Annotated in this window: 12 protein-coding genes; 3 read left to right on the forward strand and 9 right to left on the reverse strand. The window is 47.8% G+C overall.

What is annotated here, in order from left to right; all coding sequences use genetic code 11:
• Nucleotides 1-27 precede the first annotated feature (27 nt).
• Both potE and pdxY read left to right on the forward strand, forming a co-directional pair.
• Nucleotides 28-1,338 (forward strand): putrescine-ornithine antiporter, encoded by a 1,311-nt coding sequence (gene potE / locus VV1_RS20905; protein ID WP_011082128.1) that lies wholly within the window; start codon nt 28-30, stop codon nt 1,336-1,338.
• Between the two features lie 367 nt (nt 1,339-1,705).
• A complete protein-coding gene (gene pdxY, locus VV1_RS20910) occupies nt 1,706-2,578 on the forward strand; it encodes a pyridoxal kinase PdxY (RefSeq protein WP_011082129.1) in 873 nt (290 codons plus the stop codon).
• 52 nt (nt 2,579-2,630) lie between these two features.
• Here the strand turns inward: pdxY and sstT are convergent, their stop codons facing one another.
• The 9 genes from sstT to malT all read right to left on the reverse strand — a co-directional run bounded on the left by sstT (nt 2,631) and on the right by malT (nt 13,665).
• On the reverse strand, nt 2,631-3,851 hold the full coding sequence (gene sstT / locus VV1_RS20915; protein WP_011082130.1) for a serine/threonine transporter SstT: 1,221 nt from the start codon (nt 3,849-3,851) through the stop codon (nt 2,631-2,633).
• A gap of 282 nt (nt 3,852-4,133) precedes the next feature.
• The gene (gene rsgA, locus VV1_RS20920; RefSeq protein ID WP_043921199.1) at nt 4,134-5,195 is read right to left on the reverse strand and encodes a ribosome small subunit-dependent GTPase A; all 1,062 of its coding nucleotides are present in this window, start codon (nt 5,193-5,195) and stop codon (nt 4,134-4,136) included.
• A 305-nt stretch (nt 5,196-5,500) separates the two neighbouring features.
• A complete protein-coding gene (locus tag VV1_RS20925; RefSeq protein WP_011082132.1) occupies nt 5,501-5,950 on the reverse strand; it encodes a copper chaperone PCu(A)C in 450 nt (149 codons plus the stop codon).
• Between the two features lies 1 nt (nt 5,951).
• A complete protein-coding gene (locus VV1_RS20930; protein ID WP_011082133.1) occupies nt 5,952-6,551 on the reverse strand; it encodes an SCO family protein in 600 nt (199 codons plus the stop codon).
• Complete coding sequence (locus VV1_RS20935) at nt 6,548-6,991, reverse strand: hypothetical protein (RefSeq protein ID WP_011082134.1); 444 nt, start codon at nt 6,989-6,991, stop codon at nt 6,548-6,550. The genes VV1_RS20930 and VV1_RS20935 overlap by 4 nt, the downstream gene beginning before the upstream one ends.
• A 136-nt stretch (nt 6,992-7,127) precedes the next feature.
• Nucleotides 7,128-8,048 (reverse strand): polyprenyl-phosphate transporter, encoded by a 921-nt coding sequence (locus tag VV1_RS20940; protein WP_086016973.1) that lies wholly within the window; start codon nt 8,046-8,048, stop codon nt 7,128-7,130.
• Between the two features lie 524 nt (nt 8,049-8,572).
• Entirely contained in the window at nt 8,573-9,574 is a 1,002-nt protein-coding gene (locus VV1_RS20945; RefSeq protein WP_043921200.1) for an immunity 49 family protein, read from the reverse strand.
• A 54-nt stretch (nt 9,575-9,628) separates the two neighbouring features.
• Nucleotides 9,629-10,636: an immunity 49 family protein gene (locus VV1_RS20950; RefSeq protein WP_043921201.1), complete on the reverse strand. Its 1,008-nt coding sequence runs from the start codon at nt 10,634-10,636 to the stop codon at nt 9,629-9,631.
• 320 nt (nt 10,637-10,956) lie between these two features.
• Nucleotides 10,957-13,665, reverse strand: coding sequence for an HTH-type transcriptional regulator MalT (gene malT / locus VV1_RS20955; protein ID WP_011082138.1), 2,709 nt, complete (start codon nt 13,663-13,665; stop codon nt 10,957-10,959).
• A 555-nt stretch (nt 13,666-14,220) separates the two neighbouring features.
• Here malT and VV1_RS20960 point away from each other — a divergent pair.
• A complete protein-coding gene (locus VV1_RS20960) occupies nt 14,221-16,674 on the forward strand; it encodes a glycogen/starch/alpha-glucan phosphorylase (RefSeq protein ID WP_011082139.1) in 2,454 nt (817 codons plus the stop codon).
• Nucleotides 16,675-16,765: the final 91 nt, after the last annotated feature.

The following is a 16,765-nucleotide window of genomic DNA, read 5'->3' on the forward strand; positions in this document are numbered from 1 at the left end:
GAACCGTTTATTCGTGGAGAATAATTTATGAGTACTGAAACCAAAAAAATGTCGGTGGTGCAACTGACCATTCTGACCTTCATCAACATGGCTGGCTCGGGCATCATCATGCTGCCAAGTAAGTTAGCGCAGGTGGGCACCATCTCGGTATTGTCTTGGTTGATCACCGCAGCAGGCTCGTTAGCCTTGGCGTACGTGTTTGCCAAATGTGGTCGCTTTAGTAAGCGTGACGGTGGGATGAACGGCTATGCCTCGTACGCGTTTGGTAAATCGGGTGCGTTTATGGCGGGTTGGACCTACGGCTTGTCATTGTTGATTGCCAACATTGCGATTGCGATTACTTGTGTCGGTTATGGTTCGGCTTTCTTCGAAGTGACTTTGTCGCCAGTAGAGACCTGTCTGTACACCATCGCGATCCTTTGGATTTGTACCTTCGCTAACTTTGGTGGTGCGAAGATCACCGGTCAAATCGGCTCGTTTACAGTCTGGGGTGTTATCCTTCCAGTGTGTTCTTTGGGTATTGTTGGTTGGTTCTACTTTAGCCCAACCATGTACGTAGAAGCGTGGAACCCACATCACCTACCATTTGGTGAAGCGGTTAGTGCGTCGATCGCGATGACACTGTGGGCGTTCCTAGGTCTTGAGTCAGCTTGTGCAAACTCAGAAGCAGTAGAAAATCCAGAGAAGAATGTACCAATCGCAGTATTGGGCGGTACGCTGATTGCGGCAGTGGTTTACATTGTTTCAACCAACATCTGTTCTGGTATCGTAGCGAACTCTGAACTTGCTGCCTCTACCGCGCCATTCTCAACAGTATGGACAGTGATGCTAGGTTCTACGGCGGGTAAAGTGGTTGCGGGCATGGCCGTTCTAGCTTGTGCAGGTTCACTACTGGGTTGGCAGTTCACTATCGCGTCCGTATTCAAATCATCTTCAGACGCAGGCTTCTTCCCGAAACTGTTCTCACAAGTTGATAAACGCGGCACGCCCATCAAAGGGATGGTGGCCATCACGGTTATCCAATCTGTGCTTTCTTTAATGACTATCTCGCCAACATTGAACGAGCAATTTGAAGCACTGGTTAACCTAGCGGTAGTAACTAACGTTATTCCTTACATCCTATGTATGGGCGCAATCTTCATCATGCAGCAAGTGGCGCACGTGCCTGAACGCGAAATGAAAACCACCAACATCATCGCTTTGGTTGGTTCTCTCTACAGCTTCTACGCATTGTATGGTTCGGGCTACGAAGCCATGATGTGGGGCTCTATCGTCACCTTCTTAGGTTGGAGTGCTTATGGTTTGATCGCGGCCAAGCATGAACCTTTAGCCAATTAAACATCATCGAGAAAGAGCCTTCCCCAACTTAATGTGGAAGGCTCGTTTTTTTTTCATTTTATACGTGACTATTTACAACACGGTGAAAACTGATTTTCAACAATTAGCAGACCCCAATCCCTCAAGCGGCTGTTACACTCGACGCCGATACCTTTGTAGTTGCTTGAGCGAGTTGATGAGTGTTTGCCCTCCCGCTTGAAAAGACAGAGAGAAATCAAGAGTCAGGTATGGATGACCAACTCTCAGCCCATTCGCTTCAGAATTGAGTTCGAGAATCTTGGTTTGTCGAATACACTACTGGTTTCGTAAATTGAGCGCTTGCCGCTGTCTTTGAACTATTGATAACAACAAGAAGAGGTCTGGTACTATGCAAGGTATCCTCTCCATCCAGTCACACGTTGCTTATGGCCATGCCGGTAACAGCAGTGCAGTCTTCCCAATGCAACGCATGGGCTTTGAAGTGTGGCCGATCCACACGGTTCAATTTTCTAACCACACCCAGTACCAAGAAGGTTGGACAGGGCGTGCGTTCTCGGCTGATGACATCAGCGAACTGGTTCGTGGTCTGAACAATATTGGCGCACTAGAGAAGTGCCAAGCGGTGCTGACGGGCTACCAAGGCAGTGCTGAGCAATGTCTGGCCGTGGAAGAAACCGTCACCAAAGTTAAACAAGCGAATCCTGACGCGCTTTACGTCTGTGACCCAGTGATGGGCGCGCCAGACAAAGGCTGTATTGTCGCCCCGGGGATTGCGGAAAACTTGTTAAACCGTCTCATGCCAATGGCGGACGTGATTGTGCCTAACCAGTTCGAGCTTAGCCAATTTGCCGAAATGGAAATCCACACCCTTGATGACGCGATCATCGCTTGCCAGCGTGCACTAGCGAAGGGCCCAAAAGTGGTGTTGGTGAAACATTTATACTGCCTGTCTGACGAGAGCTTCAACATGTTGTTGGCCACGCAAGAAGGCACTTATTTAGCGAAGCGCCCTCATTTCGAATTTGCTAAAGCACCCGTTGGCGCAGGTGATTTGATTTCGGCGATTTTCACTGCGGGCCTATTGAAAGGTTGGACGCCAAAACAAGCCTTCCAGCACTGTCATGATGCGTGCTACGGCGTGCTGAACGCGACTTACCAAGCTGGCGAGTGGGAACTGCAAACCATTGCTGCGCAGCAAGAATTTGTTGAGCCTAGCAAGCACTTTCCGCTGGAAGAAGTGACGTTAAAAACGGTTGAATAGAAAAAGGAGCCATCTAAGGCTCCTTTTTATTGAGACTAATGGTGAGGCAAGATTAACCTTTTGCTTTCTGCGCTTCTGACTCACAGACTGCGGCAGTAAATACCACGTCCGTTGAGCTGTTTAGCGCCGTTTCAGCAGAATCTTGAATCACACCGATGATGAAGCCAACCGCGACCACTTGCATCGCGATGTCGTTTGAAATACCAAACAGGCCACACGCAAGTGGGATCAGTAACAGAGAACCACCAGCAACACCTGATGCACCACAAGCAGAAACGGCAGCAACCACGCTCAGTAGAATCGCTGTCATCAAGTCTACTTCGATACCCATGGTATGAACGGCAGCCAGCGTCAGTGTGGTGATGGTGATGGCCGCACCCGCCATGTTGATGGTTGCACCCAGTGGGATAGAGACAGAGTACGTATCTTCGTCTAGTTTTAGTTTTTCACACAACGCCATGTTTACCGGAATGTTGGCGGCACTTGAACGGGTGAAGAAAGCCGTTACACCACTTTCACGTAGGCATTGGAATACCAGTGGATATGGGTTTTGCTTGGTTTTCACGTAAACCATGGCAGGGTTCACTATCAACGCAATGATCGCCATGGCGCTCAGCAACACCACCAATAGGTGCGCATAGCCAGCTAAGGCATCGAAACCCGTCGTCGCGAATGTAGAAGCCACTAAGCCAAAGATACCAAATGGCGCAAGACGAATGATGAAGCGCACGATGTGAGAAACACTGTGGCTCAGGTCTTCAAATACCGCTTTGGTGGTGTCTGATGCGTGGTGAAGTGCCAAACCAAGGCCGACACCCCATGCCAAAATACCAATGTAGTTTGCGCTCATCAGTGCGTTGACTGGGTTATCAACCAACTTGAACAGCAAGGTTTTGATCACTTCCAGAATGCCTTGAGGAGGGTTTGCCCCTTCTGCGCCAGTGACCAAGGTTAATGTCGTCGGGAACATGAAGCTCAAAACAACGGCTGTTAGAGCGGCAAAGAAGGTCCCGGCTAAGTACATCGCAATGATAGGGCGCATATGGGTGTGTTGGTTTTTCTTTTGATTAGCAATCGAAGCGGCGACCAAAATGAACACAAGAATAGGGGCGATCGCTTTCAGTGCGCCGACAAACAAGCTGCCTAGCATACCGACACTTTCCGCTGAGCTTGGTGAAACCAACGCGAGCGAGATACCGAGGATGATACCGACTAAGATTTGGAGCACCAGATTGCCTTGGGCAAATCGGGCGATAAGACTGTTATGTTGCATACATCATTCCTGCATTTATCAGAATTATGGTTATTTGAATAATCGTTTTATAGAACTAATAAAAATTCAGCCATTTTTATGCTGAATGGAACCTATAGTAGCTTGGTAATATTTTGTGTCTAGTTTTAGTTTGTTTTTGGGGTTATTGTTTGTTCAATGTTGTGATGCATGGTTAAAAGTGTTGAATAATGGTGAATTTGACATGGTGATTGGTAAGGAGAAAGCATAACCAAAGTGAATGAATGCCCACTTTGGTTATGAAAAAGTTACGCTCTGTTGAGGTTAATAGGTGGTTTTGAGTTTTTGCTTGTCACTTTGCACGTGACGGTACATTTTGCCAATTTGCTTGATTCTGTTCCTTTGCTCTGCAAACGTTGAAGCGTTGTAGGCTTGTTCTCGAAGCAGCTTAAAGTAGTTTTGTAAACGTCGGGCTTCTAACGTGCCATTGTCAATTGCTTGTTGAACGGCGCATCCTGGCTCTTGCTGATGCTGGCAATCTTTAAAGCGACAGTGTTGCGCGAGCGTTTCGATCTCAGCAAAAGTCTCGCTGACGCCTTCACTACAATCGGCAAGTTGCAGTTCACGCATTCCCGGTGTATCGATGATCAATGCACCATCAGGGATCATATGAACAGAGCGTGCCGTGGTGGTGTGGCGACCTTTGCTGTCATCTTCACGAATTCCACCCGTTTGTTGGGTTTCTTCACCAAGTAAGGTATTGGTGAGTGTCGATTTACCCACACCAGAAGAACCAATAAATGCCACTGTTCTGCCTTTGGCACACCAAGGTTGTAATGCCGCGACGCTGACAGGATCGAGCGCATTTACCGCCTCTACCCATAACGTTGCACTGAGCTGCTGAACCTGCGTGATGTTTTGCTCTGCCTGCGGAGATAAATCGGCTTTGGTGAGCACCACCACAGGCTCGATGTGCGCTTCTTTTGCGATGCTCAGATAGCGCTCAATACGGCTGAGGTTAAAGTCATCATTGAGCGAGCAGACGATAAACAGTGTATCGACATTGGTGGCGATCAACTGCTCCGCAATTTTGCTGCCAGCCGCTTTGCGACTCAGTTCGCTTTGGCGTTCAAGTAGACGTTTAAACTGTTGCTGCTCATCGAGCAAAACCCAATCGCCAACCGTCATTTTCGGTTGCGCATGGTGAATGGCAAGGTGAAAGCGCCCTTGTTCACTGCAAAGCTGATAACCACTGCGATGATGAGCAACGATACGGCAGATCTGCGTATTTTCGTAATCTTCAAGCGTCAGTTGTTGTTGAAAAAATGGTTTCCAGCCTAGTTGAGTCAAAGTGTAAGGCTGAGAAGACGTCATTGTGTTGTTCATTGCGAATTTTCCCGGTGCGCAAAAGCACCCACTAAGTAATAGCTTCAGGGTTTCATTCGTAAATCAAATAGAATCACCCCGGTTTGACCGGGCAAATTGAGAAGGGAAGGGAGAAGTCGCGTAATGCGATAATAGAATTGAAAACGGACTTTCCGTTAACCCAACCATGCCCTTTGAGTTTGGTTTGTTACAATCATCAGAATTCCTCCAGTCAGTCATAGAAACCGCATGAGTATACGTTGCATAAAGAAAAGGAGCAAACTGAGTTGCTCCTTTTTTGCATTTTGCTGTCAGCTGCCAAGGACTTAGTGGCCTGAGTGCTGCATGCCTTTCATTACTTTTTTTACCGGCGCTTGGAAGGTCATCTTTTCACCGTTGGCGAAAGTCACCGTGACATCGATCTGCTCGCCTTCATTCAGTGGTGCTTTGAGATCAAACAGCATGATGTGAAGGCTGCCCGGTTTGAGCACAGTCTTGCCTTTCGCTGGGATCTCAATCGAATCAACTTGACGCATCTTCATCACATCGCCTTCTTTGATGACGTCATGCAGTTCCACTTTGCCTGCTGCTGGTGTTTCTGCGGCAACAATCGTGCGCACGTTGTCACTGCGGTTCATCAGTTCAACAAAGACCGCACTGTTCACGGCACCCGGGGCCATCGCTCGGGCATAAGGGTGGTGAGCCATGAGATCCATTTGGGCGCTAACCAACGGGCTGACAAATAGTGCGGCAAGCGCGAGAGCTTTAAGTTTCATCCTAATTTCCTTGGGTTATCGTTTTTATTGCTTCCACAATCGGAGCGGGAGTTAAGGTGTGTGGCACTTTGGTGATCAAGGTGCCATCGGGCTGCAAAAAGTAGAAGTAAGAGCTGTGATCGAGCGTGTACTTCAACTCTGAGTCTTTTAATTCTGTTTTGCGGAAAATGACCCCGTAGCGTTTGGCCAGTTCCGTGGTGACGTCCAGTGAAGAAGACAGCCCTTCAATCATTGGGTGGAAATAGTGGGCGTACTGCGCAGAAAGCTTCGCGTCATCACGCTCAGGATCGAGCGAAATAAACAGAGGGCGCAGCTTCGCCTTGGTGGCATCGTCCAACTCGTTCAAAGCGCCAGAGAGCATCGCCAAAGACGTCGGGCACACATCTGGGCAGCGCGTAAAACCAAAATAGACCACACGGATGCGTGTATCTTCCGTGTCAAAAATGTTCACCGCTTGCTCATCTTGCCCATAGAGCATGGCTGCTGAGTGAGTGGGTGGTGTGGCTTCGTTTTCCACTTTACCTTGCAGATCCAAATAGCTTTTGAGTGCAAATCCAAGCACAAAAGCGACCACCAGAAAGAGAGACCAATTTTTACTCATCGTTGCATCCTTATTGCAGGGTAAACCGTGGTAGTACCGTCGGTAAGCTCGCCTAACCACGTCATCGCGTCGGTGGTGCAAACGGGCAGAATCACTTCACCGCGAAAAAGACCGGGTGAGGTTTGCTTTAAGATAAACTTTGGCGTGCCCATTTCCATTTCTAGCCCGCGCAGGCTCAGCATAAGTTGCTCACCGCTTGTCGCAGGCCATTCCACCGTGATTTCACTGGCAATCAGCGGTTGCGCGGTATCGTTGCTTAACGTCATGCTTACCGCTTGCTGCGTGCAAGCTTGGGTTGAGAGCATGCAATAATCCTCTAACCGAGGCGCAGATTGAGCCACAGCGGTTGTGTCGGATGAAAACAGCTGTACGATGTCTTTGGCAAAGAATCCGCCTGAGAGAGCGACGATAAACGCGATAATTTTCAGTATGTTGTTCATTATTTTTGAAGCTGGAAGAAGCGTGAGGCGATCCTACCACATTCCATTTGAAACACTGCGACAGCCGTTGAAAATTGTGCGTTAGCAATAAAAAAGCGGAGAGGATTCTCCGCTTTGAACTGATTTAGGTTGGGGGTTATTTTGCGTTGGCTTCGGCAAACTTCTCTAAACCCAGCACCAAAGCAATGGCAACCAGCGCCATGACAATCGCCATCACCCATTGCGAAGGTTGCGAGGTCAGCGCTTCGAACTCAAACGGCGACAGGTTGTGTTGTACCAAGGGTACTTGCTCGCCGCTCGAGTTGACACGCCAGCTAATGGTCTCTTTCCAAGGCCAGATTTTCGGCAGTGTGCCGATCATCAATCCGGTTAAGAACATCAGCGTGAAATCGCGGAACTTGCGCAGCAGCCATGACAACACGTGAGAGAACGTCAGCAGGCCTGTCACACAGCCCACTAAGAACAGCGCCAGAATGTCAACTTGAAAGCTTTTAACCGCGCCAAGAACCGGCGCGTACATGCCAATGAGCAGCAGAATAAAGCTGCCTGAAATACCCGGCAGAATCATCGCGCAAATCGCAATCGCCCCCGCAATCAAGACATTGATGGATGTGGGTTCTAAATGAAGTGGTTTAAGCACGGTAATGCTGTAGGCAAACGCGATGCCGAGAAACAACAGAGCGAAACGAGTGAGGTCTTTTTTCTCAACCTGTTTGAGGATGTGATAAACCGATACCAAGATGAGACCAAAGAAAAACGACCAAATTGGAATAGGGTGATTGGCCAAAAGCCAAGTGATCAGTTTGGCAAGCGTTGCGATACTGGTCAGTACGCCACCAAACAAAGCGATTAAGAAAAAGCCGTTAATGTGGTTAAACGCCGCCTTAAAGCCTTCTGCACGCCAGATTTTTATCACGCTAGGGTTAATGCGACGAATGCTTTCGAGCAAGGTGTCATAGATACCCGTAATAAACGCGATTGTGCCACCAGAGACACCTGGCACCACGTCGGCGGCGCCCATCGCTAAACCTTTTAAGAAAGTAAACAAATAATTCATGTCGTTGAAATCGTAAAAAAGCAGTGCAGCGAGTATACCCAGATTCATGTCAAAAAAGTATGAAATTACGTGGACATAGCGCTCCTTGCCTTCGAACAATGGTCACGATTCTTATCTTTTAGATTCATCGTATAAAAAGTAAGCGCAACTGTATTCACAATGGCTATTTGCATAACCATTTGCAAAATGCTTTTGCATAATGCAAAAATTATTTTAGCAACAGTTAATATATGAGATATTCAGCCCAAAAATAGGGCTTTTAAAGTTGGCATGATTAATGCATAATACTTCTCGACCCTTATTAAGCCGAGGGTCACCTAGCCAACTGACGTTGTTAGTGAATACACATTGTTCACATCATACATAAGCCAATCGCACTTATTTTGCGGTTGGTTTTTTTTTGCTTGTGATTTGGGAGATGGCGCTCAAGCTTTTAAGACTCGTTTTAACCCAAAACACATCGCGCAGGTGTGGAAAGAAAAATCCGATAGCCTTGGCTATCGGATTTTTACCTTGCTACCCAACTATTCGGCTAACACAGATTCAACGGTGAACTCGGGTGGGTTGGCCTTGAGCGCTTCAAAGCTTAGGCCTTCGCCTTTGATCAACCACATCGGCGCGTAGAGCGAATCGAAGCTTGGTGTTTCACCCGTTTGTTGGTAGTGCACCTTTAAAAATGCGGTGAGAATGTTGTGAAACAAGCAGCTACGGTCATTAAGGTGCAAACTCTCTTCTCCGGTTTTGCCGCCATTTTGTTCGGCAAAATAGGCATACCATTGATAGTTGGCCTCGATAGACGCTTCCACCGCTTGGTCTAGCGGTGTTACTTCAAATCCCCAGCTAATCGCAATCAGGCTGTAGAGCGGAAAAATGAGGAACTCATAGTAATCCATCCAGTAAGGGTGGCCTTTTTCCGCAATTAACTCACTGGTGAGGTAGGGAACCACCGCTTGCAGCAGTGCGGCCTGTTGCTCCTTGTTTTGCTCACCAAACAAAAACGCCTTAAACAAGTGAAAGAAATCTTGTTCAATCGGACGAAAATCGGTGAGGTCTGTTTTCCGTGAGATTTCATGAGCGGGAACGGCGTAGAGCTGCGCTTTCGCCTGTGGATTATCGGCCAAAATCGCCATGCTTGCGCCATCCAACCAATGAACCAAGGAGTCGTAGCTGTTGTAATTGTGCTGTTTTTCTTCCGTGGTGACTTGCAAGCGCTGGGTAAAATAGTCCACCTCTATGGTCTGGTTCGGCTGGCAGTGAATCGCCCAATGCATCTTAGCCAGCTCGGACGCCGAACCAATCAAATATTGAATCGCAGGTCGAGACCAATGCAAAAGAATTGCGCGCGCTATTCGATAGAAAATATGGCTGGAAGCAGCGTAGTTTTGGAGATAGGTTGAGTTTGATTTATACATCTCAAGCCCATCGTCATGAAAGTTGATGGATTTTATTTCACTCAAAGTATGATTTAAGCGATCGGTGCTCATATAATGTTCAGTTCTGTGATGAGGTTTTATCGATATGTTCATGATTTAGCCTTGCTTATAGTCAAAGAGATGAGTGCTGTTGCCCTTGCTACCCAACTATTCGGCTAACACAGATTCAACGGTGAACTCGGGCGGGTTGGCCTTGAGCGCTTCAAAGCTTAGGCCTTCGCCTTTGATCAACCACATCGGCGCGTAGAGCGAATCGAAGCTTGGCGTTTTACCCGTTTGTTGGTAGTGCACCTTTAAAAACGCGGTGAGAATGTTGTGAAACAAGCAGCTACGGTCATTAAGGTGCAAGCTCTCTTCTCCGGTTTTGCCGCCATTTTGTTCGGCAAAATAGGCATACCATTGATAGTTGGCCTCGATAGACGCTTCCACCGCTTGGTCTAGCGGTGTTGCTTCAAATCCCCAGCTAATTGCAATCAGGCTGTAGAGAGGAAAAATAAGAAACTCATAGTAATTCATCCAGTAAGGTTCGCCTTTTTCAGCTTCAGCAATTAACTCACTGGTGAGGTAGGGAACCACCGCTTGCAGCAGTGCGGCCTGTTGCTCCTTGTTTTGCTCACCAAACAAAAACGCCTTAAACAAGTGAAAGAAATCTTGTTCAATCGGACGAAAATCGGTGAGGTCTGTTTTCCGTGAGATTTCATGAGCGGGAACGGCGTTGAGCTGCGTTTTCGCCTGTGGGTTATCGGCCAAAATCGCCATGCTTGCGCCATCCAACCAATGAACCAAAGAGTCGTAGCTGTTGTAATCGTGCTGCTTTTCTACTGTGGTGACTTGCAAGCGCTGGGTAAAATAGTCCACCTCTATGGTCTGGTTCGGCTGGCAGTGAATCGCCCAATGCATCTTAGCCAGCTCGGACGCCGAACCAATCAAATATTGAATCGCGTGCCGAGACCAATGCAAAAGAATTGCACGCGCAATTGCGCAATAAGATGTGACAGATGGTGCGTAATTCTGTATGTAAGTTGAGTTGGAAGAACGCTCAGATAGTTTTCCAGCATAGAACGCAATGTTCTCAGTTTCCAAAAGAGTATAACTAATTCGATTTTCACCCATGTACAGCGAAAATTTATGGTGCGGTTTGATTGATGTATTCATGATTTAGTTTTTCGGATACCTATTCTATGTCGCTTTGCTGTTTTATTCCATAAATGAGAATGAAACTCATTAGTTTTAAATGATAATCAAACCGAGTCGAATTCGCCTAAATAATTTATCTAAGTGTGATTTTGATGTGATTTTTTATAAATTTAGCTAGATAGTAAACAATATCAATCGGTTATATTCAATTTTGTTGGGGATTCGATGGCTCGATAAACAGAGTTGAACGTTCGTAACGGATTTGACTGACGAAAGAAAAAAGCCGATCGATTGATCGGCTTTTGAATGTTGCACTTATTATCTGAAATCGGGAGTATTTAATACCCCATTAACTGCAAGAGGTTCTCTGCGGTGGTGACCGCTTCTTTACGGTTGGCTATATTGAGTTTTTGATACAAGTTGCGGATGTGGGTTTTGATGGTGGTGCCCGCCACATCGAGCTCTTGGGCGATTTGCTCGTTACTAAAGCCAGAATAGATCAAGCCCAGTACTTGCCACTCTCTTTGTGTCAGTGGGCTGGTGCGCACTAACTCAGGCACATTCGGGTGGGTGACCAGTTTCTCGACAAATTCTTCGTCAAAGTGAACCGAACGGCTGCGCTGATTAGAAGAGATATCTTTCATCAATTGCAGCGCGCGGTGGCGTTCTAAGTCACCCAGCTCATGGCGGTTGGTGAGTTTTTCCAACAAGGTGCCAATGGTCGCGCCATCAATTAAGAAATTGCCGACCATACCGGTTTGGTTAGTGAGCTGCAGTGCTTCCTTAAGCAGCACTTTGGCTTGATTTTCATCTTTCTGATGAACAGCAAAAATTGCCTCAATGATCAGGTTACGGTTGCGATCGGTGACTAAATTCGCTTTCTCAGCCTCACTTTGTAAGAAATTCAAGGCTTGGCGCGCTTGGTCGTATTGACCAAGGTTGATGTGAGCACGAGCGATATTGCGCCACTGTAATTGGCAGAAGTGGTTACAGGCATTTTCAGGACGCACAGCCGTGTCTAACCACTCTTGAATCGCGTTGAGTTTGCCTTTCGCTTGCCAGTATAGGATCAGTGAAAGTGAAGCATTGGCGGTCCAATCCACGTGGTAGGTAGACTGCTTCATCAAATGTTGAATGTGTTCGATGAACTTGCCTGCGCGATCGAGCTCGCCACGGCCAATCGCAATGCGAGCCAGCATCGAATAACTGTGCAAGTGTTTGCTTGGCGCGTGATTTTCCAGAATTTGCAGCCCTTTGTAAGCGCACTCTTCGGCTTCGTCCAAACGGTTCCAACACCACAACACTTGCGCTCGTACGCGCAGTAAGAATTCATGCAAAGGCACATGTTGAAGCTGCTGCTCCTCAATCAGACGGAAGGCGGAGTCTTGCAGCTCGAACGCGGCTTGCACATAGCCTTGCGCAATGAGGATTTCGCTTTGCTGCAAAATTGCCCACAGCGCTTGGTGGTAAACCTGGTACTGGCGCGCCAGCTTTTCGGTTTGCTGCATCATGGGCAGAGCGCGATCAAGGCGGCCAATCACGTGGTTCACTTCCCCTACGACTGAAGTAGCGACGATGCGGCTGCGGTAAACCGTGCTATCCAGCTGGCTTAATGCCAGTTCAGCCAGCTCGAGGGCTTTTTCTGGATCGTTGCTGTTGATCGCTACCTGCGCCAGCAAGGCATTCGCTTGGCCTTGGTATTGGATATCAAGATCAATATTGCGCTTTTTGTGCTCATTTTCTGCTTCCGCCAGTAAGGTGCCCACTTGGTTGTAGCGGTGCTGACTTTGTGCAAGCCAAGCGCGGAGCATGGTCAGTTTTGGGTTGCTGAACAGCAGATCTTTTTCCAGCAGATTGATGGCGGATTCCAGAGTAGATAGCTCACCTTGGTTGAACATTTTCCAACCAAACTCGTTGAGGATCTCCGCCACCAGTTCTCCGTCATACGCTTTTTGGGCGTGACGAATCGCTTGATGCGGGGATTTTTGTTTCAACCACGCAATGGCGGCATTGCGGTTCAGCTCCTGCTCCTGCTGTGGAATACGCGCTTGACGCTCGTGCGACAAAAACTCGCCAAACAAGTTGTGGAAGCGGAACCAGTTTTGCTCCCCCTCAAGCGGGTAGATGAATAAGCCGTAGCGGTTGAGAGATTCAATCATCCCCAATGCATCTTCACGCTGAGTGAGAGCGTAGACCAGCTCATCGTTAAAGTGATCGAGCACTGACACCTGCATCAAGAATTTGCGTGTATCGGCATCGAGCAAGTCAAACACCTCTTCCACCAAATAATCCCAGAGATGAGCATGATTAAACTGGGAAACCGATTCGGCCGATTGCGCTAAGGTGCGTTTTTGATGCTGTGCTTGAAGGGCGATCAGTTGCAATGCCGATGGCCAGCCTTCCACATAGTTACGCAGATTGTTGGCAGTATCTTCATCGATACCATCGGCGACGCGCTGGTTGAAAAATCGTGTGGTCTCTTCGGTGTCGAAGGCCAACATCTCGTTGCCAATCTCAATCATCAGATCGCGCACACGCAAGTTGGCCGTGCCCAGAGGTGGGTTGGCACGGCTGGTGACCACAAGGGTGAGGTTGTCTGGCATGTGTTTTAGGAAGAAACGCATCGCTTCGTGCACTTCTTCGTTGTTGATCACGTGGTAGTCATCCAGTACCACATAGCACTCTTGATGAAAGTCGACCATCTCAGCGAACACATCGCTAAACAGCGAGCGCAGGGAGGAAAACTGGCGTTTTTCTGCTAATTTTTGTGCATTGTTGCAGTTGCCATTAGTCGCTTTATTGAGTGCTTGCAGCAGGTAGTTAATGAAGCGGAAACCGTCGTTATCACTGTCATCGATGCTGTACCAACCCACGTTGGTTTTGTCTGCCAACCATTGCGCAGCCATGGTGGTTTTTCCGTAGCCAGCGGGAGAGCGGAACAGCACCAACTTATAGTAAGGGGCTTGTTGCAGCAGCTCTAACACTCTCGGGCGGACAATCGCATTATGCAGTCGGCCTGGGCGTGTGAGTTTTGAAGGAATCCACATTCTAATACTTCCTTTTTATATTGGGTTTTTCATGGCAGAAAAACCGGATGTAGCCAGCGAACAAAAATTAGACAAAATGCTCGAATTGCTGGGCATGTTACGTTAAAGAAATCACCTCAGACTTTGATCCACTTCCTAATTCTTAAGAGTTGATGGTTTTGACGCCAACTACGCCCCAATTTTGTGAATTTGATCTATAAATTCTCCATCTGAATCGTTAAGTAAGAATGGCCTTGCGCAATATTTTGCAACATTTTTCATAAACCAAAACTTTATTGTGATCAAATTTACAAAAATGGATTTTCTAAAATCGCTCTTCAACCTGGGCGTCATATTTGCCATCTAGAGTTATTAGTTGATGGCTGTGATCTCAATCACTGCAATCTGGTGTCTGAGTGGGAAAGGTGGGAGACGGATCACTAACAGTCCCCCAATCCCCCCTCTACGCCCTTGCCCCTCCTCCTGTAGAGGCTGAAAACTAGGAGGATGTTTATTCATTGCCATCCATGCACGATGTATCGCAGATGGATTAGAACCAAAAGTGAGATTTCGGTAATGAAACCTACTCAACAGAAACAGTTCGACAAAGTGTCGTTCCAAGAAAGTGTTAAAAAACACCTGTCAGCAACCTATGCACACACGCTTGAAAACGCAGATAGCCGCGCTTGGTATCTTGCAATGGGCCGTGCGTTAGCAGAGCTGACGACTTTTGATTTGCTTGCAACAGAGACAGACAAAAAAATCGTTGAAGCGAAAAGCGTCAACTACCTATCGCTTGAATTCTTGATTGGCCGTTTAACCGGTAACAACTTGATCAGCATGGGTCTGTACGAGCAGATCACCGAAGCGATGGCAGAGCTTGGCCAAAACCTAACGGATCTTCTTGAAGAAGAACGCGACCCATCATTGGGTAATGGTGGTCTAGGCCGTCTAGCAGCGTGTTTTATGGATTCTTTGGCGGCGCAAGAGTTCCCAACCGTGGGTTACGGCTTGCACTACGAATACGGTCTATTCAAACAATCCTTTGAAGCAGGTCGTCAAAAAGAAGCGCCAGACGCATGGCGTGGTGTAGAAGGCTACCCTTGGGAAGTGGCTCGTCCTGAATTGGCTCAAGAGATTGGTTTCTACGGTCATGTTGAAGTTATCAACGAAGGTGGCAAAGAGCGCCGTCAGTGGGTACCAGGCATGCATGTTAAAGCCATGCCATGGGATCTACCGATCGTAGGTTACGAAAGCGATACTGTTTATCCGCTACGTTTGTGGGAATGTCAGGCGATTGCGCCATTCTCACTAGAGAGCTTCAATAATGGTAACTACTTTGAAGCGCAGCACGCACTGATCGACGCGGGCAACATCACCAAAGTACTTTACCCGAACGACAACCACGAAAAAGGCAAAACGCTACGTTTGATGCAACAGTACTTCCACAGTGCAGCATCGGTACGCGATATTCTTCGTCGTCATGAAGCGGCTGGCCACACATTGGCTTCGCTACCAAACTTTGAAACCATTCAGTTGAACGACACGCACCCAACCATCGCGATTCCTGAGTTGATGCGTATTCTGATTGATGAAAAAGGCCTAAATTGGGATGAAGCGTGGGCGATCAGCTCGAAGACATTCGCCTACACCAACCACACGCTATTGCCAGAAGCATTAGAAACGTGGAGCGAATCTCTGATTCAGCACCTACTTCCTCGTCACATGGAAATCATTTACGAAATCAACCACCGCTTCCTACAAGAAGTGCGTGCCAAGTGGCCTGGTGACGTTGCGAAGCAGCAGAAGCTTTCTATCATCCAAGAAGGTTTCCACCGCATGGTTCGCATGGCAAACCTATGTGTGATTGGCTCTTACGCAGTCAACGGTGTAGCGGCACTCCACTCTGAATTGGTAAAACGTGACCTATTCCCAGAGTTTGATGAGCTTTACCCAACGCGTCTACAAAACGTGACAAACGGTGTCACTCCACGTCGTTGGTTGAAATTCTGTAACCCAGGTTTGTCTGCACTGATCTCTGAGAAGATTGGTACGGATTGGCCTGCGCACCTAGAGCAGCTAGAAGGTGTTGCCAAGTTTGCTGATGACGCGAAATTCCAAAAGGAATACATGGCGGTTAAGAAGGCGAACAAAGAGCGCCTAGCGAACTGGGTGAAAGAGAACATGAACATCGAACTCGATACTAATGCGATCTTTGATGTGCAAATCAAGCGTCTACACGAGTACAAGCGTCAGCACCTAAACATGCTGCACATTTTGTCTCTGTACCACCGCCTACTGAACGATGCGAACTTCGACATGGCGCCACGCGTGGTGTTCTTCGCAGCGAAAGCGGCACCGGGTTACCACCTAGCGAAAGAGATCATTTTTGCGCTGAACAAGATTGCAGAGAAGATCAACAACGATCCACGTATCGGTAACAAGCTAAAAGTGGTCTTCATTCCTGATTACCGCGTGAGCATGGCTGAAATCATCATTCCAGCGGCGGATGTGTCTGAGCAAATCTCAACCGCAGGTAAAGAAGCATCCGGTACTGGTAACATGAAGATGGCACTGAACGGTGCGTTGACTATCGGTACTATGGACGGCGCGAACGTTGAGATTCGTGAAGAAGTGGGCGATGACAACATCTACATCTTCGGTCTAGAAGTGGATGGCGTAGAAGCGCTGAAAGCGAAAGGGTACAACCCATTCGACTACTACAACGCAGACCCACTACTGAAAGCGTCGATGGATCTTCTTCTTGGTGAAGAGTTCACTCCGGGTCAACCTGGCCTACTACGAGCGACCTTCGATAGCCTACTAGATGGCGGTGACCCGTACCTATGTCTTGCAGACTTCGCTTCTTATGTGAAAGCGCACGAAGCGATGGACAAACAGTACCGCGATCAAGCCGGTTGGGCGAAGAAAGCGATTCTGAACACCGCTTTGGTTGGCAAGTTCAGTTCAGACCGCTCCATTCGCGATTACGTGAACAACATTTGGAAACTCGAAGCTGTTCACCGTTAATCAACAAAACCAAGGTAGCCCAATGGCTGCCTTGGTCCTTTATCTACAGATAATGACTAGCAGCAAATAAACCCTACATTGAAGGTTTTCA

This window comes from Vibrio vulnificus CMCP6 (assembly GCF_000039765.1).
Classification (GTDB): Bacteria; Pseudomonadota; Gammaproteobacteria; order Enterobacterales; family Vibrionaceae; genus Vibrio; species Vibrio vulnificus_B.

Bases quoted from the DNA above. Each gene is read 5' to 3' on its own strand.
- potE (WP_011082128.1), top strand. From the start codon at position 28: ATGAGTACTGAAACCAAAAAAATGTCGGTGGTGCAACTGACCATTCTG.
- pdxY (WP_011082129.1), top strand. From the start codon at position 1,706: ATGCAAGGTATCCTCTCCATCCAGTCACACGTTGCTTATGGCCATGCC.
- sstT (WP_011082130.1), bottom strand. From the start codon at position 3,851: ATGCAACATAACAGTCTTATCGCCCGATTTGCCCAAGGCAATCTGGTG.
- rsgA (WP_043921199.1), bottom strand. From the start codon at position 5,195: ATGAACAACACAATGACGTCTTCTCAGCCTTACACTTTGACTCAACTA.
- VV1_RS20925 (WP_011082132.1), bottom strand. From the start codon at position 5,950: ATGAAACTTAAAGCTCTCGCGCTTGCCGCACTATTTGTCAGCCCGTTG.
- VV1_RS20930 (WP_011082133.1), bottom strand. From the start codon at position 6,551: ATGAGTAAAAATTGGTCTCTCTTTCTGGTGGTCGCTTTTGTGCTTGGA.
- VV1_RS20935 (WP_011082134.1), bottom strand. From the start codon at position 6,991: ATGAACAACATACTGAAAATTATCGCGTTTATCGTCGCTCTCTCAGGC.
- VV1_RS20940 (WP_086016973.1), bottom strand. From the start codon at position 8,048: ATGAATTATTTGTTTACTTTCTTAAAAGGTTTAGCGATGGGCGCCGCC.
- VV1_RS20945 (WP_043921200.1), bottom strand. From the start codon at position 9,574: ATGAACATATCGATAAAACCTCATCACAGAACTGAACATTATATGAGC.
- VV1_RS20950 (WP_043921201.1), bottom strand. From the start codon at position 10,636: ATGAATACATCAATCAAACCGCACCATAAATTTTCGCTGTACATGGGT.
- malT (WP_011082138.1), bottom strand. From the start codon at position 13,665: ATGTGGATTCCTTCAAAACTCACACGCCCAGGCCGACTGCATAATGCG.
- VV1_RS20960 (WP_011082139.1), top strand. From the start codon at position 14,221: ATGAAACCTACTCAACAGAAACAGTTCGACAAAGTGTCGTTCCAAGAA.